Source organism: Leekyejoonella antrihumi, assembly GCF_007845645.1.
Lineage (GTDB): Bacteria > Actinomycetota > Actinomycetes > Actinomycetales > Dermatophilaceae > Leekyejoonella > Leekyejoonella antrihumi.
This window is the reverse complement of the sequence record NZ_VCQV01000035.1, coordinates 17,235-36,680: the sequence shown is the minus strand read 5'-3', so window position 1 is coordinate 36,680 and position 19,446 is coordinate 17,235. Positions and strand designations below refer to the sequence as shown.

Annotated in this window: 19 protein-coding genes; 8 read left to right on the top strand and 11 right to left on the bottom strand. The window is 65.8% G+C overall.

Annotated features, from left to right (window positions below; all coding sequences use genetic code 11):
• Window positions 1–1,266, top strand: a complete 1,266-nt coding sequence (locus tag FGL98_RS19790; RefSeq protein WP_146319706.1) for a PP2C family protein-serine/threonine phosphatase — start codon at window positions 1–3, stop codon at window positions 1,264–1,266.
• A 20-nt stretch (window positions 1,267–1,286) separates the two neighbouring features.
• On the opposite strand, the gene FGL98_RS19785 is transcribed toward FGL98_RS19790, so the two are convergent.
• The 5 genes from FGL98_RS19785 to FGL98_RS19765 all read right to left on the bottom strand — a co-directional run bounded on the left by FGL98_RS19785 (window position 1,287) and on the right by FGL98_RS19765 (window position 6,953).
• Window positions 1,287–3,110, bottom strand: coding sequence for a thiamine pyrophosphate-requiring protein (locus tag FGL98_RS19785; protein ID WP_146319704.1), 1,824 nt, complete (start codon window positions 3,108–3,110; stop codon window positions 1,287–1,289).
• 139 nt (window positions 3,111–3,249) lie between these two features.
• Complete coding sequence (locus FGL98_RS19780; RefSeq protein ID WP_222432285.1) at window positions 3,250–3,699, bottom strand: hypothetical protein; 450 nt, start codon at window positions 3,697–3,699, stop codon at window positions 3,250–3,252.
• A 72-nt stretch (window positions 3,700–3,771) separates the two neighbouring features.
• Window positions 3,772–5,565 (bottom strand): glycoside hydrolase family 15 protein, encoded by a 1,794-nt coding sequence (locus tag FGL98_RS19775; protein WP_186526268.1) that lies wholly within the window; start codon window positions 5,563–5,565, stop codon window positions 3,772–3,774.
• Window positions 5,565–6,578 carry an SDR family oxidoreductase gene (locus tag FGL98_RS19770; protein WP_146319700.1) on the bottom strand — a complete coding sequence of 338 codons (1,014 nt, stop codon included), beginning with the start codon at window positions 6,576–6,578 and terminating at the stop codon, window positions 5,565–5,567. The genes FGL98_RS19775 and FGL98_RS19770 overlap by 1 nt, the downstream gene beginning before the upstream one ends.
• Window positions 6,579–6,758: 180 nt before the next feature.
• A complete protein-coding gene (locus FGL98_RS19765) occupies window positions 6,759–6,953 on the bottom strand; it encodes a hypothetical protein (protein WP_146319698.1) in 195 nt (64 codons plus the stop codon).
• Window positions 6,954–7,260: 307 nt separating this feature from the next.
• Between FGL98_RS19765 and FGL98_RS19760 the strand changes: the two genes are divergently transcribed.
• Window positions 7,261–7,539 (top strand): DUF2277 domain-containing protein, encoded by a 279-nt coding sequence (locus FGL98_RS19760; RefSeq protein WP_146319696.1) that lies wholly within the window; start codon window positions 7,261–7,263, stop codon window positions 7,537–7,539.
• 61 nt (window positions 7,540–7,600) lie between these two features.
• Here the strand turns inward: FGL98_RS19760 and bla are convergent, their stop codons facing one another.
• The 3 genes from bla to FGL98_RS19745 all read right to left on the bottom strand — a co-directional run bounded on the left by bla (window position 7,601) and on the right by FGL98_RS19745 (window position 10,303).
• A complete protein-coding gene (gene bla / locus FGL98_RS19755; protein WP_222432284.1) occupies window positions 7,601–8,551 on the bottom strand; it encodes a class A beta-lactamase in 951 nt (316 codons plus the stop codon).
• 48 nt (window positions 8,552–8,599) lie between these two features.
• Complete coding sequence (cds1, locus tag FGL98_RS19750) at window positions 8,600–9,781, bottom strand: L-cysteine desulfhydrase Cds1 (RefSeq protein ID WP_146319694.1); 1,182 nt, start codon at window positions 9,779–9,781, stop codon at window positions 8,600–8,602.
• A 201-nt stretch (window positions 9,782–9,982) separates the two neighbouring features.
• Entirely contained in the window at window positions 9,983–10,303 is a 321-nt protein-coding gene (locus FGL98_RS19745; RefSeq protein ID WP_146319692.1) for an ArsR/SmtB family transcription factor, read from the bottom strand.
• A gap of 86 nt (window positions 10,304–10,389) precedes the next feature.
• On the opposite strand from FGL98_RS19745, the gene FGL98_RS19740 reads away from it, so the two are divergent.
• From FGL98_RS19740 to FGL98_RS19715, 6 genes are all read left to right on the top strand, one after another.
• Window positions 10,390–11,664, top strand: coding sequence for an MFS transporter (locus FGL98_RS19740; protein ID WP_222432283.1), 1,275 nt, complete (start codon window positions 10,390–10,392; stop codon window positions 11,662–11,664).
• Between the two features lie 452 nt (window positions 11,665–12,116).
• Entirely contained in the window at window positions 12,117–12,845 is a 729-nt protein-coding gene (locus FGL98_RS19735; protein WP_222432288.1) for an amino acid ABC transporter ATP-binding protein, read from the top strand.
• Between the two features lie 75 nt (window positions 12,846–12,920).
• Window positions 12,921–13,751, top strand: coding sequence for a glutamate ABC transporter substrate-binding protein (locus tag FGL98_RS19730; protein ID WP_146319688.1), 831 nt, complete (start codon window positions 12,921–12,923; stop codon window positions 13,749–13,751).
• 72 nt (window positions 13,752–13,823) lie between these two features.
• Window positions 13,824–14,504 (top strand): amino acid ABC transporter permease, encoded by a 681-nt coding sequence (locus FGL98_RS19725; protein WP_146319686.1) that lies wholly within the window; start codon window positions 13,824–13,826, stop codon window positions 14,502–14,504.
• A complete protein-coding gene (locus FGL98_RS19720) occupies window positions 14,501–15,376 on the top strand; it encodes an amino acid ABC transporter permease (protein ID WP_146319684.1) in 876 nt (291 codons plus the stop codon). Before FGL98_RS19725 ends, FGL98_RS19720 begins: the two co-directional genes overlap by 4 nt.
• Window positions 15,377–15,440: 64 nt before the next feature.
• Window positions 15,441–16,184 (top strand): enoyl-CoA hydratase-related protein, encoded by a 744-nt coding sequence (locus FGL98_RS19715; protein WP_146319682.1) that lies wholly within the window; start codon window positions 15,441–15,443, stop codon window positions 16,182–16,184.
• A 25-nt stretch (window positions 16,185–16,209) separates the two neighbouring features.
• On the opposite strand, the gene FGL98_RS19710 is transcribed toward FGL98_RS19715, so the two are convergent.
• The 3 genes from FGL98_RS19710 to FGL98_RS19700 all read right to left on the bottom strand — a co-directional run bounded on the left by FGL98_RS19710 (window position 16,210) and on the right by FGL98_RS19700 (window position 19,366).
• Window positions 16,210–17,238: a DUF2332 domain-containing protein gene (locus FGL98_RS19710; RefSeq protein WP_146319680.1), complete on the bottom strand. Its 1,029-nt coding sequence runs from the start codon at window positions 17,236–17,238 to the stop codon at window positions 16,210–16,212.
• A gap of 51 nt (window positions 17,239–17,289) precedes the next feature.
• On the bottom strand, window positions 17,290–18,177 hold the full coding sequence (locus FGL98_RS19705; RefSeq protein ID WP_186526267.1) for a GNAT family N-acetyltransferase: 888 nt from the start codon (window positions 18,175–18,177) through the stop codon (window positions 17,290–17,292).
• A 76-nt stretch (window positions 18,178–18,253) separates the two neighbouring features.
• Entirely contained in the window at window positions 18,254–19,366 is a 1,113-nt protein-coding gene (locus FGL98_RS19700; protein WP_186526266.1) for a right-handed parallel beta-helix repeat-containing protein, read from the bottom strand.
• Window positions 19,367–19,446: the final 80 nt, after the last annotated feature.

Sequence of the window (19,446 nt, the reverse complement as noted above, 5' to 3'; positions counted from 1 at the left end):
ATGCGCGGATCTGCACTGAACGACCTCGTACTGCGGACGCTGAACGGCGCTCGGCCGGCCGATACCCTTGCCACCGTCCGATCCCTGATGAGTGAGCACGTAGGCGCGCAGGACGTGCGACTGCTGCTGGCGGACTACCAGCTCACGGCATTGCACCCCATTGACAACCCCGATGACGCCGAAGCCCTGAGCGCGACTACAGCCGGCCATGCCTTCCTGGAGCAGATCCCGCTGGTCTGTGAATTTCCCGGTGCCGGCGTGGAAGTGAACCTGCCGATGGGCATTCGGGGCGACCGGATCGGCGTGCTGCAAATCCGTCTCGACCAGGTACCCGATGCCGAGCAGCTCGAAGAACTGACCCAGCTGAGCACCGTCGTCACGTACGCGATGCGGGCTGCGGGTCGACAGTCGGACGCACTGGTGCGAACCTCCCGCACCCGCCGACTCACGCTCGCAGCGGAACTGCAGTGGCAGTTGCTGCCGGGCCGTGGGTGCGCCGCGCCGGAGTACACCGTCGCCGGGCACCTCGAACCGGCCTACCACGTGTGCGCCGACTCCTTCGACTGGTCCCAGGACGACGATCACCTGACCCTCGCCCTCATTGACGGCTCCGACGGTCGACGAGTGGACGTCATGCTCACGACCTTGGCGGTGACCGCGCTGCGCAACGCCCGCCGAGCGGGGTTGACGATCGAGGACCAGGCACGGCTGACCGACCAGGCGATCTTCGCCCACCACCAAGGCCGCGAGCACGTCGGAGTGCTGCTCCTGCACATCAATATCAACACCGGCCAGGTGGGCGCCCTACTCGCCGGCGCTCCCCGACTGTTGATCCGTCGCGACGGGCAGGTCCTCGAACCCGTGCTGACCGAGTACCCGCCGCTGGGCATGTTCGGCGAAAGCACGTATACCGAGCAACGATTCGCTCTCGTGGCGGGTGACCGGTTGCTGCTGATATCCGATGGCGTGCATGGCGCGCAGTCCGCACAACCACACCACTTCGGCGACACCGCCCTGTTGGAGCTGCTCGACGGGTCTTCCGACCAATCAACCTGCGGTGTCGTGCGGACCGTCATCGAGCACCTCTACCAGCACCGCGGACACGACGATCTGGACGACGACGCCGTCGTGCTCTGCGCCGACTGGCGAGGTCCTGCACAGCCAGCGCCGGATGCGACACCAACAGGCGACGAGGTCGATGTCGAACTGAGACTGGCCGCAAAGCGACCCAGACCCCCAGCGCTACGTGCCGTGGCCGATCGGTGACGGCACGCAGCGAGCAACCTTCAGTCGTCCTGGCCGATATTCAGCTTGCCCTTCACCCGCTCGATCCCCTCAGCGGTCAGCGCCTTCGCCGAGTCTTTCACGACCGCTATCTCATCGGGATCGCGGTGCAACATCGCCTTCGCGGTGTTCTTGGCGAACTCCATGGTGATCTTCGGCGGCAGCGGTGGCACGTTCTTGCTGGTGTACGCGTCGATCAACGTCACGCCCTGATGGGAGAACGCCGCATCCCATGCCGCAGCGACCTCGCCGTCGCTCTTCACCCGAATGCCCTTGAACCCCAGCAACTCCGCCCAACCCGCGTAGTCCACTGACTCCACGTCCTGAGATACCGGCCACACGGGATTGGCGTCCTCGGTGCGCATCTCCCACGACACCTGGGTGAGGTCGTTGTTGTGCAGCACCATGATGATGAACTGCGGGTTGTCCCACTTGCTCAAGTACTTCTTGACGGTGATCAGCTCATTCATGCCGAGCATCTGGAAGGCACCGTCGCCGATGGTGCACACGACACACCGGTCGGAGTGCGCAAATTTCGCCGCCGTCGCGTAGGGCATCGCGGCCGCCATACTGGCCAACCTGCCCGACAGGTCACCGGTCATTCCTTCGCGGAACCGGATGTGGTGCCCGTACCAGTCGGCGGTCGAACCGGCATCGCAGGTGACGATCGCCTTCGCGGGCAGCCGCTTGTTCAGCTCGTAATAGACCCGTCGCGGGTTGACTCCGTCGTCGTAATTGAGCATCGCCTGGGCCTGCATCTCGTTCTCCCACTCGACCATGTCCTTGGCGATTCCCTCCTGCCACGACAGATCGGTCTTCTGCTCCAGGTGCGGGATGAGCGCGAGCAGAGTCTGCTTGACATCGCCCCAGATGTTGAGCTCGGTCGGGTAGCGCAGGCCCATCTGCTCAGGCTTGAGGTCAACCTGGATCGCGCGGGCCTGGCCGCTCTCCGGCAGGAACTGGGAGTAGGGATAGTTCGTGCCGAGCAGCACGAGCGTGTCGCACCCTTCCATCTGGCGCTGGCTGGCTCGCGTGCCCAGCAACCCCAGTTGTTGTGTGTGATAGGGCACATCGGACGGAACGACCTGCTTCGCGCGCAGCGCCGTGACGATGCCTGCGCCGCACAATTTCGCTGCCTGCAGCACCTCGTCGGTCGCACCGTTCGATCCGTGGCCCACCAGGAAGGAGACCTTGCCGCCGGCGTTGATGATGTCCGCGGCCTTCGTGATCTCGGCCTCTGGCGGGATGATCTTGACTGACGGGGCCACTGCGCTGGAGCGCGACACCCCGTTGGCCGGTGTCAGCTCAGGCATGTCCATGCTCTGCACGTCGTGCGGCAGCACGATCACGGCGGGGCCCAGGTGCACCAACGCCGTGCGGAAGGCAGTGTCGACGACGGCCTGCGCCTGCTGCGGCGTCACGATCGTCTTGACGTAGACGGCGACGTCTTCCATCGTGCGCTCCAGGTTGTCCTCCTGCTGCTCGAAGGTGCCCAACGAGCTGAGCGCCTGCTGGCCAACGATCGCGACAACGGGCTGGTTGTCGCTCTTGGCGTCGTACAGCCCGTTGAGCATATGAAAGGCGCCAGGTGAGGAGGTGGCGATGCACACGCCGATCTCGCCGGTGAACTTGGCGTGCGCCGTCGCCATCAGCGAGCAGATCTCCTCGTGCGTGGGACGAATGTAGTCCAGTCCGTCGCCCTTTCGCTGTGCGGCGCCGAGCGCGCCGTCGAACTCGCCGATCCCGTCGCCGGGGAAGGCGAACACCCGACTGACTCCCCACTCCCGGATGCGCTGAATAACGAAGTCGCTGACGTTCCTGGCCATACGGGGAGTCTCCTTGTGAATTCGGGTGAGATCACGGATCTCACACTGTTGCTATCCGACAAACGTTAGCGTCGTTCCCGACGCTTTGCCAGTGACCGCCGACGTGCAGGGCGCGATCAGCGCTCGGGCGCCAGACAACTCACACCTGTCGGTGGCGCTGACTGATGCGTAGCAATGGGCCACCGCCGGGGGCCAGACCAAGCACCGCCCGGGCGAGTTCGTCACGGCGCCGGTCGTGACTTGGCGGAGTGGCTTTGCTGCGCACCAGGTCGCGATATCCGAACCCCGCCCAGGCCAGCGCGACCGCACCATCGGCGATCCCGGCGCGTACCCGGGACCGGTCCGCCACTGCCAGGCCGAATGCCGACGCCGCGTGGGCCAGATCTACCCACACGCCCAGCGCGAGAATCTCTGGGCTGGGCGCAATCCCGGACAGGCCGGCTTGGACCACCTGGCGAGCGCCGAGCACTCTGGCGACAGTGGTGCTCGTCGTGTCGATCTTCAGTCCGTGGATCGTGCTGAGCGTCGTCGCGGGAGTCAGCAGCATCGTTCCACCCCACGCCGCTCGGGCGATCTCTATCGCTCGCATCCGCACCGGGCACTCCTTCCTGCGAAGCTGTCAGTTCAGCAAAACCAAAGCTGGTCGTGCGCTATACCGCTGTCACCCGTCCGCTCTCGCCGCCCGCACCGCGGCGGTCGCCTCGATGTGGCTGAGGTGACTGAGAGCCTGCGGCAGGTTGCCGAGCTGCTCGTTGGTCCCCGGAACGCACATCTCAGCCATCAGTCCGAGCGGTCCGGCCACGGCGTGCAGCTGATTCAGCAGGCTCTGCGCCTCGTCGACCCGACCGACCAGAGCCAACGCCTGCACCCGCCAGAAGCTGCACGCGGTGAACGTCGCCTCTTCACGGTGCACCCCGGTGTATCGGTAGAGCATCGGCCCGGCACCCAGCTCGACACCGAGGGCGTCGATGGTGCTAGACATCCGCGGGCCGGTGTCGAAGCCCGTCTGGGCGCCCAGCAGCACCGACGCGTCCAAGTCATCGCTACCGGCATAGAAGGTGTACGCCTGCTTCTCCTGAGACCAGCAGTTCTCGTTCACCCAGGTTCTGATGACGTCGGCCTCGCCGCGCCAGCGCACACCGGAACCAACCAGGTGGCCGGCCTCGGCCAACCGTGCCGCCGCATCCAACGCGCGCCAACAGTTCATCTTCGACGAGGTGTAGGGACGGTTGGTGTGCAACTCCCAGATGCCGGCATCATCGCGCCGCCACTCGTCCGCGCACAGATCCGCGAGGTCGGCCAGCTCCCGGTTGGAACCCACATCCAGCACATGACCACGAAAAATCCAGTGCGCAATGGTGCCGAACAAGTCACCGTAAACCCCGAGCTGCTTCTGGCCGGCAGCACTGTTGCCGAGCTGGACCGGGAGGCTGTGCTGGTATCCCGGGATGTCGGGAGTGCGGACGCCGTCCGGCTCCCCGCCGCTCAACGTATACATCACGCGAACATCCGGACCATTGGCATGAATCGCGCGCAGCAGCCAGGTGACAGCCGCGTGCACTTCTTCCTGCTGACCGAGCAGGGACAGCGCGTCCATGGTGAACACCGCGTCCCGGATCCAGGAGTAGCGGTAGTCCCAGTTCTTCGGTCCGCCGATACTTTCCGGAAGTGAGGTCGTTGCGGCGGCCGCAATGGCTCCGGTCTCGGCGATGATCAGAGTCTTCAACGCCAGCGCGCTGCGCACGATTTGTTCGCGCCCGGCACCTTCCCACTGAACAGAGGCAGCCCAGTCCCGCCACGACTGCGCACTGATGTCGATCCGCTTGTCGATAGCGTCAACGTGACACATGAAGAGCGGGTCGCCGTCCGCCGCGACGACTCCGATGACGCGTCGCTCCCCCGCGGCCACCTCGAAGCTCGCTTCCACCCGGTCGTGCGAGGACTCCAGTTTGATCTGCTCGCTGCCGATTACGCCCATGATGAGCGAGCCGGCGTGCACGATCGGGCCGCGGTCGTCGTCCTTCACCCAAGGTCGCCACTGCCGCATACCGTCGCCGGGCTGCACCAGCAACCTCATCGCGACAGTGCCGTCCAGTCCGTCGATGCGGCGCGCCAGCTCGCCCCAAGGCAGCGCTCCTGCGCGGCCGGAGTTCAGTGAGTCGGTGACCCGGACTCGGCCGGTGTCCGTGGTCCAGGTGGTTTCCACGAGGTTGGTGTGCGGCAGGTAACGCCATTCGTAGGTCGCCTTCACATCGGCCGGGGACAGCCTGATGCGGCCGCCCCGCTCGGGGTCCAGCAGCGCCGCAACAGCAGGCGTGGAGTCCAGCCGCGGGACCGCCCACCAGTCGACCGATCCGTCCGCCGCGAGAAGGGCGACCCCGCGTCCGTCACCGAGCACGGCATACGCGCCGATCGGTGCGAAACCGTCGGCGTCGCGGGTCAGCCGCTCTCCCATCAGGAACGGCCGCCGACGCGGACGACGGCAGCGATCCCGACTCCAACGGCGGCAACACCGCCGGCCAGCGTGGCGAGCCGGTTCTTCGCGACGAACGACACCGGGTCACGTGTCGCGGCCTTCTTGTTGAACTCGCCACGTGCCCCGCGGTCGTGCTCGGCGTCCTGCGGCTCGAAGACGTTGGATCCCCACCGCGGGTAGTCCTTCTTCACCTGTTGGGACTTCACGCCTGTCTTGCCCAGGTACCAGTCCGCGAACGCCGGTGCGACCCGGTTGCCCATCACCGTGTAGGCCGTCGAGATCCCTACCCACATGTTCCGGCGGGGGTGCTCGGCGGAGAAGCGGATCGCGCTGGCGCACACCTCCGGTTGGACGATCGGTGGCACCGGCATCGGGTGGTCGGGCATCTTGTTGAGGTTCCAGTTGAACTGGGTGGTGTTGACCCCCGGCAGGGTCACCAGACCGATGGTGACCCTGCTGCCGGTTGCGCGCAGCTCGGTGATCACCGACTCGGTCATCCCCTTGATCGCATGCTTCGCACCGCAATACGCCGACTGCAACGGAATCGACCGGTAGGCCATCGCCGACGAGACATTCACGATCGCGCCACGATCACGCGGGCGCATGACCCGCAATGCCGACCTGACCCCATTGACCTGACCGAAATACGTCACCTGCGTCATCCGCTGGTACGCCTGCGGATCGGTATCCCAAAAGAACGACAGTGACCCCACAAACGCGACATTCACCCACACATCAATCGGACCCAGCTCCGACTCGACCCGATCGGTCGCAGCATCCACCGCCTCATGATCGGCAACATCACACTCAATCGCCAACGCCCGCGCCCCGGTAGCCTCCACCTCGCCTGCGGCTCCCGCAAGCCCCGCCGCACCCCGCGCGAGGATCGCGACGTCATACCCTGCGCCCGCAAACTCGCGCACCGTCGCCCTCCCGACCCCGGCGGTACCGCCGGTAACAACAACGATCGGCCGGCTGCGAGGTTGGGTCATGAGGCGTCTCCTTCTATGGAAAGTTCACGATGATTGTGCACACGCTGTAGCCACCATAGGTTCGTCATTGCCGAAGCGCAATTATTGTCTATGCGCAACGGTTAGTCGCCTAGGATCTGGTGGACTGCCCTTCCACGAGACACCGCACCAAAGCTCAGCGGAGTCGTCGAAGAGGTCATCTCAAGGCGATTCCGATCGCGGTCCGGCGTTGGGCAGGTCCGGCACACCGACGGGCGGATGAGGACGAGCAGTGCCTGAGGAGCAGCCGTGGGCATTGAGAATCCGGACGATGCGATCGATCTCCGACGGCCGAATCGGTCCGTGTCCAGCATGCTGACGGATGAAGGCTTCGACGTCGTCGGCCGTGATGGACATGGCTTTCTCCTTGCCGTGCGTGGAGACGAACGATGAGACTCAGGACGTTGTTGCCCTGAGAACACGACGGGTACCAGAGGCAGACGAGGTGGCCAAGGCGGCGCCTACTGCGACGGCGCCCGCCAGAGCGTGCATCCGCGCCGGAACGCCACAGCCACCTGATGCCCACACCTTCTAGCACTGGCAAACCCACCGGGCAACAGCCTCGGCGGCAATCCCACCGGCACACGCTTCACGGCGTCGCCGCTCAGGTCCGGCCATCTTCTGAGGGATACCCGATTCCGGAGTCGTGTGGCACGCTCGTTCTATGTGTCGCAATATCCGCACCCTCTACAATTTCGACCCGCCCGCTACCGACGAGGAGGTTCACGCCTCTGCCCTGCAGTACGTCCGCAAGGTCAGCGGAATGCAGAAGCCGTCAGTTGCCAATCGAGAAGCGATCGACCGCGCCGTCGACGAGGTCGCGCGCATCACCCACGAGCTGCTCGATGCCCTCGTGACGACGGCGTCGCCCAAGGACCGCGAGGTCGAGGCCGCCAAGGCCCGTGAGCGCAGCCTTCAAAGGTTTGGGCAGCAGTCCGGCTGACTCGCCGTCCTGTTCTCCCTGCGGTCAGGCACGTTGCGTCTCAGCTCGACGCGCGGACCGGTCAGGCACCGATCGCGAGAGCCTTCAGGGCAATCCGAGTGGCGCGGGCGACCGCGTGATATCCCTCGGTGGACCCGGGGTCGGTCGGGCGGGTATAGATGGCCATGATCAGCGGGGCGCGACGCGGCGGCCAGATCACGGCGACATCGTTCACCTCGCCATGCACACCGCTTCCGGTCTTGTCGCCAACTGCCCAGCCTCTTGGCAGCCCAGCCCGAATCGACCGATCACCAGTGGTGTTCGCCTTGAGCCAGGCGGTGAGCAGCTTCCGGTTCTGGGCAGTCAACGCATCGCCCAGGACCAGTTTGAGCAGGTCGGCACCGATCGCATCAGCGGTCGTGGTGTCCAGGCTTCCGTCCGCGATGTTCAAAGCGGGCTCATCGCGATCAACCCGGGTCTCGGGATCATCCAGGGTGCGCACGTACTTCGTCACTGAAGTCGGCCCGCCGACCAGATCTACCAGCAGGTTGGCCGCCGTGTTGTCGCTGCGGGTCAGGGCGGCGTCGCACAGCGCGGACACCGTCATACTCTCTGCGGTGTGCGTGGAGGTGACCGGCGAATAGGGCAACACCTCGGCCGCCCGGAAGTGCACGACCTGGTCCATCAGACGAGGCCGCGCTTGCGCCTGCGACAGCGTGGCCGACACCACCAGGACCTTGTAGGTCGAACACATCAGGAACCGCTCGTCGGCCCGGTGTCGCACCGCCGCCCCGGTGCCGGTGTCGAGAGCGTAGAGCCCAACCTTTCCACCGAACGTGGACTCGAGCGCGTCCAGGTCCGGCGCGGCCAGAGCAGTGGGCGACGGCGACCTTGAGTACGCCGTTCCGGACGCCTTCGTGGGGGTTACCCGGCGGCTGTCGGGACCGGGGTCGCCACACCCGCTGAGCATGGCACCGGCCGCGCCGAGGCCAGCCAGCAGTGCCGCCCGCCGAGGAACGCCGTCCTTCATCATCGGTCGCCCCTTGCCGTGCTGTCCTCGACTGAGACCGGGCCCGGACCCCTAGCCCTGGCTTGTCGGCCACTCGCCGGTCTCATGAAAGGTGTTGAGGATCGCCGTATACGGCGCAAGGTCCAGACCGTTCTCGCGTAGCCACGCATCGTTGTAGTACGTGCCGCAGTAGCGCTCTCCCCCGTCGCAGAGCAACGCCACGACGCTGCCTCGCTCGCCACGAGAACGCATCTCCGCGATGATGCGCAGCGCCGCCCACAGGCTGGTGCCCGTCGAGCCACCCGCACGCCGGCCGATCAGCTTTTCCAAGTAGCGCACCGTCGCCACGGAGGCCGCATCCGGGATCCGCATCATCCGATCAACGATGGTAGGCACGAACGACGGCTCCACCTGCGGACGTCCAATGCCTTCGATGCGCGAACCCATGCCCGTCGTGTGCGTCATGTCGTCCTGCACCCAGCCGTCGAAGAAGGCAGAGTTCTCCGGGTCCACCACGCACAGCTTGGTGCTGTGCCGACGGTAGCGGATGTATCGCCCGATGGTCGCACTCGTGCCGCCGGTGCCGGCGCCGACCACGACCCACGCAGGCACCGGATACCTCTCGGCGGCAAGCTGATTGAATATCGACTCGGCGATGTTGTTGCTGCTGCGCCAGTCCGTGGCGCGCTCGGCATAGGTGAACTGGTCCATGAAGTAACCGCCGGTCTCAGCGGCCAACCGCCTCGACTCCGGCGCCGCCTCATCCGCCCCAGCGACGAAATGACAGGTGCCACCGTAGAACTCGATGAGGGAGATCTTTTCAGGGCTGGTGCTCTTCGGGATCACCGCAACGAACGACAATCCGAGCATCCGGGCGAAGTAGGCCTCCGAGACCGCCGTCGACCCGCTCGAGGCCTCGATGATCGTGGTGTCCTCGTGGATCCGGCCACTGCACAGCGCATAGAGAAACAGCGACCGCGCCAGCCGGTGCTTGAGACTGCCCGTCGGGTGGGTCGACTCATCCTTGAGGTACAGGTCGATGCCCCAGTCCCCCGGCAGCGGGATGGGCAGCAGGTGCGTGTCCGCGGAGCGGTTCGCGTCCGCCTCGACCTTGCGGATCGCCTCGTCCAACCAGGCACGATCCTCGGCACTGCAGCGGTCGACCACATCGGCGGTTCCGTCCTGGGCGGACGCACTCTCGACGCTCCGGTCGGTGCCAGAACTCGCCGTGACCGGCTTTTCGTGCAGTGCCATCGAGGAATCCTCCGCGATCGTGCCCACCACCTGTGTGCGGGTCTTGCCAGTAGGAAACCGCGCCAACCTGATCCGGCCGCGCCGCTTGCTCCAGCATGCCTGGAAGGGATCGATAACACAATGGCGTTTATCTATGACTCCCACAAACTCCCGCTTATAGGTCAAGGTGGGCCCGAACCACCCACCGGACCAGGGTCGGGATCAGCGGTTGGCCGCGCGAACGACCGACTCCAGCACGGGGCCGAAGGCCGCTTCCAGCTCGGCCTTGCGCAGCTCCTGGTGCACCTTGCCGTTGATCCTGGCCGTCCGGACGATCCCGGCCTCGCGCAGGACCTTGAAGTGATGGCTGGCGGTCGACTTGCTCACCCCGGCGTAGAGCTGACCACACGGCTTCGGCCCGCCCGCACCCCACATGCGCCGCACCATCTCGAGCCGCACCGGGTCGCCGAGGGCCGCAAGCACATCTTCCAGCGTGCCCACCACAGGGCATTCGTCGGCCTCCGCAGCCGTCTGTGTCGTCATGGCCTCAGGGTATCAAGTTCGACAACCGTCAAACTCATGCTATCTTCATCTAGTTCGATACTCGTCGAACTAGATGAGGAGTCGTCATGACGAGCTGCGCCGAGAGCACCATCAACGCCACCCCGGCCGCCGCGGTCGATCGGATGCGTTCGCCGCGGCGGCGGGGACGCACGACCTACGTCATGCTCTTCGTCCTGCTCGGCCTGGCTCTCGCGGTCTCCGGCACGCCCTCGCCCCTCTACGGCACATACGCCCGCGAGTGGCGACTGAGTCCCCTGGACCTCACTGTCGTCTTCGCCGTCTACGCCCTGGCCGCCATGAGCGCACTTCTGGTGGCCGGTCCGCTGACCGACGCCATCGGCCGCAAGCCGGTCCTGCTGATGTCGGCCGTCGGACTCCTGGCCGGACTGGCGGTGTTCATGACCGCGCACAGCATCGTCGGCCTGCTGATCGCACGAGTCATCCACGGTGCCTCGATCGGCAGCGCGGCGGTCGCGGTCGGCGCCGCCCTGCTGGATGTCCGGCCCGATGACACCGCCCGCACCGGGCACCTCACGGGCATCGTGCTCGCGTCAGGGATGGGCGTGGGCGTGCTCGGCAGTGCAGTCCTGGCCCAGCTGCTCCCCCATCCCCTGGTGCTGCCGTATGCCGTGATCGCGGCCCTGACCGCCCTCACCCTCATCGTGCTCGCGCTCTCCCCGGAGACGCACGGCGCGCGCACCGGACGGATCCGGATCGTGCGACCGGGAGTGCCCGCTCCGATAGCGGCCGACTTCGCCTTCGCCACGCTCGGCGCAATGGCCTCCTGGATCGTGCTCGGCATCTACCTGTCGCTGTTTCCTCAGCTGACCGCCCAGGAGACCGGAATCCACTCCCTCATCTTCGGCGGCAGCGCAGTGGCAGCGATGACGTTCAGCGCCGCTGTCGCCCAGGCCCTCACCCGCCACGCCGGTGCCCGGAGACTCGCCCTGTACGGAGACGTCGGACTGGTTGCCGCGAGCCTGCTCAGCATCCCGATGGTCCTGTCCGGCCACGCGATAGCCGTCTTTGTCGGCTCCGTTGCCCTGGGCGGGAGCTTCGGCATGACCTTCAGTGGGTCCTTCCGCCACCTGACTCAGGTGATTCCGGCCGCCCAGCGCGGAAGCGTCATGTCGGCGTTCTACCTGTGCTGCTATGCCGCAATGGCGGTCCCGACCATCCTCGCCGGCGCCGCCGCCAGCCGCTGGGGCCTGCCGCACACCTACGCCGGGTTTGCGGTCGTGGTCGCAATGGCTTGCGGCGCGGCCGGGATGATGGCCTATCGCTCCGCACCGCCGGTGACCTTGCATGTCGCCGACCGCACGGGCTCGATGAGTCGATGACCACCTCTGGCGAGCTGAGGCGATGCCGGCGTCGACTCGCTCGGCGATGAGTTCGCGTTCGGTTTCTCGGCCGGGAAAGGCACCTCGACGGTTGTTCGTGCGCAAGGCGCCCCATCGGTCACATACGCACGTCGATTCCCATATGGCACACGCCGCGAGTCAGAGCAGTGCCCCGCGGCGGTGCGGGCAGGCGACTTCGGACGTTTGTGCAGACAACTGCTGAACATCACACCTGCCTACCCGACGGTTGGCGAGCCGCGGCTGCGCCGGCTGGAGGCCTGCGGTCTGTCGTCGACGAATTAAGGCAACATTCCGACAACAAAGCGCCGTCCCTAGCGCAATTACCTGAAAATAGTCTGAGATTGCACATAGGCTCCCGGGCTATGACGAACCGCTCTGTCCCGCTGTCCACGCCGGCCGCCGACGCCGTCGCGGCCGCCACGGGCGAACCGCTGATCGTGCTCACCGGCGTGAACAAGCACTTCGGCGACCTGCACGTGCTGCGAGACATCGATCTCACGGTCGCCAAAGGCGAGGTCGTCGTGGTGCTCGGCCCGTCAGGTTCCGGCAAGTCCACACTCTGCCGCGCGATCAACCGACTGGAGACCTACGAGTCGGGATCCATCACGATCGACGGCATGCCGCTTCCCGAGGAGGGCGCCGCGCTGGCTCGTCTGCGGGCCGATGTCGGGATGGTCTTCCAGGCGTTCAACCTCTTCGCGCACAAGACCATCCTGCAGAACGTCACCCTCGGTCCCATCAAGGTCAGAGGGCGATCCAAGGCTCAGGCGGAGAAGCGCGCCATCGAACTGCTCACCCGAGTCGGGGTCGAACAGCAGGCGCACAAGTATCCGGCTCAGCTCTCCGGTGGGCAGCAGCAGCGGGTGGCCATCGCCCGATCGCTGGCGATGGAACCGAAGGCGATGCTCTTCGACGAACCCACCTCGGCCCTCGACCCGGAGATGATCAACGAGGTTCTCGACGTGATGGGTCAGCTGGCCCAAGAGGGCATGACCATGATCGTGGTCACCCACGAGATGGGCTTCGCCCGCCGCGCCGCCGACCGGGTGATCTTCATGTCGGACGGTCAGGTCCTTGAACAGGCACCCCCCGAAGAGTTCTTCAACCATCCGACCACCGAGCGGGCGAAGGACTTTCTCGGCAAGATCCTCACGCACTGACCAAGCCCGCGACCGTCACCGCGGGCACAAACCGTCACAACCGTTCAACCCCGTCACCGAATTCAGGGAGAAGTCATGCACCTTCGTCGCAGCACCGTATCCATCGCCATCCTTGCCGCCGCCGGTCTCAGCCTGACCGCCTGCGGCGGATCCAGCGGTGACTCGAGCTCCGGCTCGGGCGACAAGATCAAGATCGGCACGAAGTTCGACCAGCCGGGCCTCGGCCTGAAAGAGGGCAACAAGTACACCGGCTTCGATGTCGACGTGGCGACCTATGTGGCCGGCAAGATGGGCTACAAGCCCGACCAGATCGAGTGGGTTCAGGCACCCAGCAAGCAACGCGAGACTCTGATCAAGTCCGGTCAGGTCAAGCTCGTGGTCGCCTCCTACTCGATCACCGACGACCGCAAGAAGGAGGTGTCCTTCGCGGGCCCGTACTTCATCGCCGGCCAGTCGCTGCTGGTCAAGGCCGACAGCACCATCAACGGCGTGAAGGATGTGAAGGGAAAGAAGGTCTGCTCGGTGACCGGTTCGACCTCCGTGGAGAACCTCAAGAAGGAGCAGCCCGACCTGGTGCCGCAGAAGTTCGACACCTACTCCAAGTGCGCGGAGGCGCTGTCCAACGGAGTGATCGACGCGATGACCACGGATGACACCATCCTGGCCGGCTACGCCAACCAGTCCGCCTACAAGGGCAAACTGAAGCTGGCCGGCGACACCTTTTCTGAGGAGAACTACGGCATCGGTCTGAAGAAGGGCGACACCGCCACCTGTGAGAAGGTCAACACGGCCATCAAGGACATGGTCAAGGACGGCACCTGGGAGAAGCTCGTCAAGGCGGACTTCGGAGACTCCTACGAGTACAACCAGAAGACGAACCCGCCCACCCCGGCCACCTGCTCATGACCCGTCCCCGGTGGTGGAGCGGCACAGTCCGCTCCACCACCGGGGATTGTCGCCGCCCAGCCTGGAGCTCACATGAATGCCCTCTTCAGCCAGTTCGATCTGTGGTCCGCGTTCTGGATGACCATCAAGCTCACCGTGATCGGCGCCATCGGTAGCCTGATTCTCGGCACCCTCGTGGCTGTGCTGCGCCTGTCTCCCGTGCGTATGCTGCGCGCCGCCGGGACGGCCTACGTCACCGTCTTCCGCAACACTCCCCTGACGCTGATCGTCTTTGCGTGCAGCCTCGTGCTCTGGCAGACCCTTGGTATCACCCTGGCGAACGACCACAGCCGAGACTTCTTCACCGTCAACAACTTCCGGCTTGCACTGGTCGCACTGATCGTCTATCACGCCTCCTTCGTGTGCGAGGCACTACGCAGCGGTGTCAACACGATTCCGCTCGGACAGGCCGAGGCCGCTCGGTCGATCGGGCTGACCTTCACCCAAAGCCTGCGCGAGGTGGTCCTGCCGCAGGCCTTCCGTGGTGCCGTGACGCCGCTGGGCAACACCCTGATTGCATTGACCAAGAACACCACGGTCGTCATGACCATCGGAGTCGCCGAGCTCGCGTACCAGCTGGCGAGAATCAACGAGTTCCGCTCCGACCTGCTGAATCTGGCGTTCGCCGTGATGGCCATGCTCTTCGTCATCCTCACCGTGCCGGTGGGGATCTTCCTCAATACCTTCTCCAAGCGCCTGGCGGTGAAGCGATGAGCGCCGGGGTTCTCTTCGACGCACCCGGCCCGAAGGCCAGGGCGCGCAACCGAATCCTGTCCGGCATCGGCATACTGCTGATGCTGGTCGTCGCCGCCGCGATCGTCTGGAAGCTGGACAGCAAGCACCAGTTCACCGGCGCCAAGTGGGAACCCTTCATCCACGGGACACTGTGGAGGTCCTACTTGCTCCCAGGCCTGTGGGGCACGATCAAGGCCGCGCTGATCAGCATCGCGCTCGCGTCGGTGCTGGGTGTGCTGCTCGCTCTGGCGCGCATGTCCAGCGTCCGGGTGCTGAACTGGTTCTGCACCGTGTGGGTGGAGGTCTTCCGCGCCATTCCGGTGCTGCTGATGATGATCTTCTCCTTCGGCCTGTATGCGTACAACAACGTCTTTCCCTCGTCGATGAATGCCCTCGCCGGCACCGTCACCGGACTCACCCTCTACAACAGCGCGGTGATCTGCGAGATCCTTCGCTCGGGAGTCGACCAGGTGCCGGGTGGGCAACGGGAGGCCGGGCTGTCGATCGGGCTGCGCCCCCAGCAGACCCTGCGCAGCATCATGCTGCCCCAGGCAATCACCTCGATGCTGCCGACGCTGGTCAGCCAGCTGGTCGTGATTCTCAAGGACACGGCGCTCGGCTACAACATCACCTACATGGAGCTGCTCAACTCGGGCAGCACCTCCGCGTCGACCTACAGCAACATGCTGCCGATCGTGATCGTCGTGGCGCTCATCTACATCGTGGTGAACTACTCGATCACGAAGGTCGCCGAGATGCTCGAGCACCGGATGCGGCGCCGGAGCAGTGCACCGCCGGCTGCGGCCGGCGGACTCGCCGGAGCGGAACCGCAGAAGGTCCCTGCTACCTGATCCCGGCACGCTTGCAACCTTGCTGATCCCCGAGTGCACCCGTCCACGAACTAGGGTCGGCCTCATGCCTGTTGCCACCGAACGCATCCACCACAGCCTCGTCGTGCGCATCGACCGCGAGGAGAAGCGCAACGCCATCGACGCCGAGACCACCGAGGGACTCGACGCTGCGCTCAACGACTTCGAGGACGACGCGGAGCTATGGGTCGCGATCATCACCGGCACGGAGTCGGTCTTCAGTGCGGGCAGCGACCTCAAGGGCAGTGGGGCCACCTCCCGTGGCGGAGAGTACGGGGTCATCCGTCGCCGGTCCGTCAAGCCCATCCTCGCCGCGGTCGAAGGTCCCGCGCTCGGCGGCGGCTTGGAGATCGCCCTGGCCTGTGATCTCGTCGTCGCGTCGTCGACCGCGACGTTCGGACTGCCGGAGACCTTGCGAGGACTTGTCCCGACGTCGGGCGCACTCCTACGAGCAACCAGGCGGCTGCCGGCAAACATCGCCCACGAACTGATGATCACCGGGCGGTGTCTGTCGGCACAGCGCGCGTACGACGTGGGTTTCGTCAATGAGCTCACCACCGCCGGCAAGGCCCTGGAGGCAGCCCTTGCCCTGGCCGAGGAGATCTGCCGGTCCTCGCCGTATGCCGTGCAGCAGGTGCTCGGCGCCCTGCGCGAGCAGGACGCCACCCTCGAGCAGACCGGCTGGGACGTCACCGACCGGGCCAAGGCTCGCGTGGCCTCCTCGCACGATGCGGCTGAAGGGGTTGCCGCGTTCTTCGAGAGGCGCCCGCCGCGCTGGGCAGGGAGCTGACAGCAGGGGCTCGGTCGCACGGAACCTAGCTCAGGACGATCGGTGGCCCGTGGTGGTGGCTGCGCGCGATCACCTCGCCATCCAGCGCGAGCTCGGGACCTTGCGTGGCGATGTCATAGCCACCTCCCGTCTGCGCAGGTGGCACACCCTCCATCGTGATGTGCGCGAGTGCGATCTGCGCCCTGCCCGCGCCGACAATCTCCTGCACGCGCGCCGATTCCGCTGCGGCCCAGTATTGCTGGGTGATCGACTGCCACACGACGGTGAGCACCTCCGCGCCCGGGTCGTCGGCCAGCTGTCGGTCCAGCCACTCGGAGGCCGCCAATCGTTCGATGCTCACCGGGTGCTCGCGGACCACTTCGAGCGCAGTCGCCAGACGCCGGTGCCGGTCCAGGTCGAACGGCCAGACGTATGACGTGAGGTATCGTCCGCCGTCGCTGGTCGACGCATCGACGGGGTCCAGGTCGCAACCTCGACGCTCGATGATGGTCAAGGGCTCCGGTCGCACGCCGACGGCTTTGGTGTCCAGGCACACCGGGCTGTTCCCGGGCCCCCAGGACCACGCCGGGCCGACCATCCGGTATCTGTCGACGTTCAGGTTCAGCCCCGCCGATGCTCCGGGTTCCAGCAGCCGGATGCGTCGCAGACCGGTGCGCCGAACCGCCTCAAACAGTCCGATCACCAGGCAGGCGGATCGGCCGACCTCGTTGGTCTGCGGTGGTTTGGCGAGCGCATCGTGCAGCTCACCTACGTGCCGCTCCAGCACGGGGCGAAACGCCGGCCAGGCATCCCGCGGGTCGGCAGTCCCACCAAGACTCGGGTAGAACCGCTCGAGCGCCGGCGCGTCGCCACGCAGCACGATCCGGAATATCCCGGCCAGCAGACGCAGCTGCACCGCCGCACCGCGCGACACCTCGTCATACCCCTCGCAGATTCGCGCAGTCACACCGCCGGCATCGAGGTCATCCGCGAGCTCGCCCAGCAGGACTCCATACAGATGGTCGCGATGACCGAAGTGGCTGCGAAACTGGTCCGCGAGCGAAGGATCCGCCATCGAACCAGTATGCCGCTCGCGCCTGCCACCATAGCCTGACTCTCAGTGGAGCTATCGCGCCTCTGGAGCGTCGAACTGGACCTGCAGATCGTCCCCGACGCGACGGTAGCCCATGGCCTGGTAGATCTTGTTCGATGTCGGGTTCGACAGCTGCGTGTAGAGCATGCACCGGTGGCCGAGATCCTGCTGACGACGGCTGGCCGCACACACCACCGCGCTGGCGTAGCCGTGCCCCCGCAGCTCCGATGGCGTGTAGACCCCCGATATCCGGACCACGCCCGCGTGCGAGGTCGACGCCCAGCACATTGCTACGGGAACGCCGTTCGCCAGCCACAGCCCAAGCCTCCCAGCGGCGATGTGACGCCCCACGAGACTCCGCTCGGTCCCATCGCACGGTGTGCCGATGTCGGCCTTGAACGCTCGGACCCATGCGGTGGCCAGGCCCAAGTGGTCTTCACCTGCGACCAGGTAGTCACCGGGAACCGCCCGCGAGAGCTCCGGCTCGCTCGGCAGGTCGAACACACCCTTGCCCTCGACGGCGAAGCCGGTTCGTCCGGTGATCGCTGTGTACCGATCGAGAAAGGCTTCGACGGCGGCGCGGTCTCCCCCGACGCCGGGGATCGGCTGAGCCGTCTCGGCCACGAACGTCGCCAACTCCTGCGTCGCACCCGGCACATGCGTCGACACGTGCAGAGCCTGCGGCGGGGTGTGCATCGCCACGGCGTCGACGCCCCTGCCACGACCGAGGAAGAACCAGCACGGATCCTTGTGCCGCTCCGGCTCATCGACCAATGCGGCTGTCACTGTGGCGAATACAGAGTGCCGGACGGCATCAGCTGCGATGAGAGGCTGTGCGCGATCCAGTGCTTCGACCGCGGATCTGCCGACCTGCACAGTCCACTTGTCATCCGGTAGGTCACTCGCGGGTTCGACGGGCACACGCCCAGTCTGGGTGGTCATGGCCTCCCTTGCCACCCAATATGTGTGTGTGCCCGCCAAACCCCGGACTACTGGTTCAGCCGATGGAGACCGGCATACCACCTGCGGTCACCCGGATGTAGTTCCATCGGACCTTAGGCGCCTGGTTTCCCGTGGCCCAGATCCCATAGAACTGCGAGGTGATGAAGTTCCTCGTAATCACCGTGTTGATGTTGACCGGAGCCTTCGCCTGCGGCGGCACGGGCTGCGCGTTCCATCCGGGGTTCTCGAAGACGACGACCCCGGCGGTCTTCGGTGCCTCCTGGGCGCCCCAGTTGTTGCCCGAGAGCCTGTTGCCCTCCACCGTGACATCCTTGGTGAACGAGTTGAAGGCTTCAGCGTTGACAACCACTCCGCCCTCGACCGAGTTGGTTACCCTGTTGCCGCGCACACTCACGTTGCTCACCGAGGAGTCCGGCGGGTCGGCAGCCACCACGAGCCCACCGACGTCGGCACCCTTTGTCATCGAGAGCCCTTGTCCGGCGATGGTGTTGTCAGCCAGCATCAGGTGCGAGAGACTGCCGCCGAAGTTCTGGGTCGCGGCGACCAGGCCGCACCCGTTGTAGTTTGCCCACGTCCGGTTGCCGACGACCGAGTCGTACGACGCATCCACCGGCGCCGCCGAGGGGTTCTGGTACGGCGCCATGCTCAGGTGTCCCGGATCATTGGCACCGTTGTCCATCACCCCGATCCCGCCACGCCCGTTGTTGAACACCAGGTTGCCTCTGACCGTGGAGTGCGAAACTCCGAACAAGCTGATCGCGAACGACTGACCCACGTAGGAGTGCAACCCGTTGCCCGCCAGCGGTGGCGCCGTGGGATCGATCGTTTTCCAGCCGCCATCCGTGACGACCGAGTGCTCGATGCTGATGTGCGAGGTCTTCTCGGCGAAGATGCCCTGGAACCCGGCGCCCGTGACCCACACGCCGTCGATCCGCACGTGCGAGACGCCCTGACCGACATAGATGCCGATATCGCACCCCGTCGCGTTGATTGCGCGGTAGGCAATCCGCTGGCCAGAATGCGCCACCACCGCCGCGCTCAAACCCGAATTACCCACATTTGCCGTGCAGGACCGGTTCGGCGCCGCCTGCGCCGGGCTCGCCACCACCACTCCAACCAATGCGGTCGACGCTGCAACCGCGCTCACTAAAATCGACTTCTTATGCGAGACCACTGGAGTCGCCTAGCCTTTCTGTTCCTGATCATCCGGCGCGCCCTCATGGTGCG

Coding starts and splice junctions, on each gene's coding strand:
- FGL98_RS19790 (WP_146319706.1), top strand. CDS start 1: ATGCGCGGATCTGCACTGAACGACCTCGTACTGCGGACGCTGAACGGC.
- FGL98_RS19785 (WP_146319704.1), bottom strand. CDS start 3,110: ATGGCCAGGAACGTCAGCGACTTCGTTATTCAGCGCATCCGGGAGTGG.
- FGL98_RS19780 (WP_222432285.1), bottom strand. CDS start 3,699: ATGCGAGCGATAGAGATCGCCCGAGCGGCGTGGGGTGGAACGATGCTG.
- FGL98_RS19775 (WP_186526268.1), bottom strand. CDS start 5,565: ATGGGAGAGCGGCTGACCCGCGACGCCGACGGTTTCGCACCGATCGGC.
- FGL98_RS19770 (WP_146319700.1), bottom strand. CDS start 6,578: ATGACCCAACCTCGCAGCCGGCCGATCGTTGTTGTTACCGGCGGTACC.
- FGL98_RS19765 (WP_146319698.1), bottom strand. CDS start 6,953: ATGTCCATCACGGCCGACGACGTCGAAGCCTTCATCCGTCAGCATGCT.
- FGL98_RS19760 (WP_146319696.1), top strand. CDS start 7,261: ATGTGTCGCAATATCCGCACCCTCTACAATTTCGACCCGCCCGCTACC.
- bla (WP_222432284.1), bottom strand. CDS start 8,551: ATGATGAAGGACGGCGTTCCTCGGCGGGCGGCACTGCTGGCTGGCCTC.
- cds1 (WP_146319694.1), bottom strand. CDS start 9,781: ATGGCACTGCACGAAAAGCCGGTCACGGCGAGTTCTGGCACCGACCGG.
- FGL98_RS19745 (WP_146319692.1), bottom strand. CDS start 10,303: ATGACGACACAGACGGCTGCGGAGGCCGACGAATGCCCTGTGGTGGGC.
- FGL98_RS19740 (WP_222432283.1), top strand. CDS start 10,390: ATGACGAGCTGCGCCGAGAGCACCATCAACGCCACCCCGGCCGCCGCG.
- FGL98_RS19730 (WP_146319688.1), top strand. CDS start 12,921: ATGCACCTTCGTCGCAGCACCGTATCCATCGCCATCCTTGCCGCCGCC.
- FGL98_RS19725 (WP_146319686.1), top strand. CDS start 13,824: ATGAATGCCCTCTTCAGCCAGTTCGATCTGTGGTCCGCGTTCTGGATG.
- FGL98_RS19720 (WP_146319684.1), top strand. CDS start 14,501: ATGAGCGCCGGGGTTCTCTTCGACGCACCCGGCCCGAAGGCCAGGGCG.
- FGL98_RS19715 (WP_146319682.1), top strand. CDS start 15,441: ATGCCTGTTGCCACCGAACGCATCCACCACAGCCTCGTCGTGCGCATC.
- FGL98_RS19710 (WP_146319680.1), bottom strand. CDS start 17,238: ATGGCGGATCCTTCGCTCGCGGACCAGTTTCGCAGCCACTTCGGTCAT.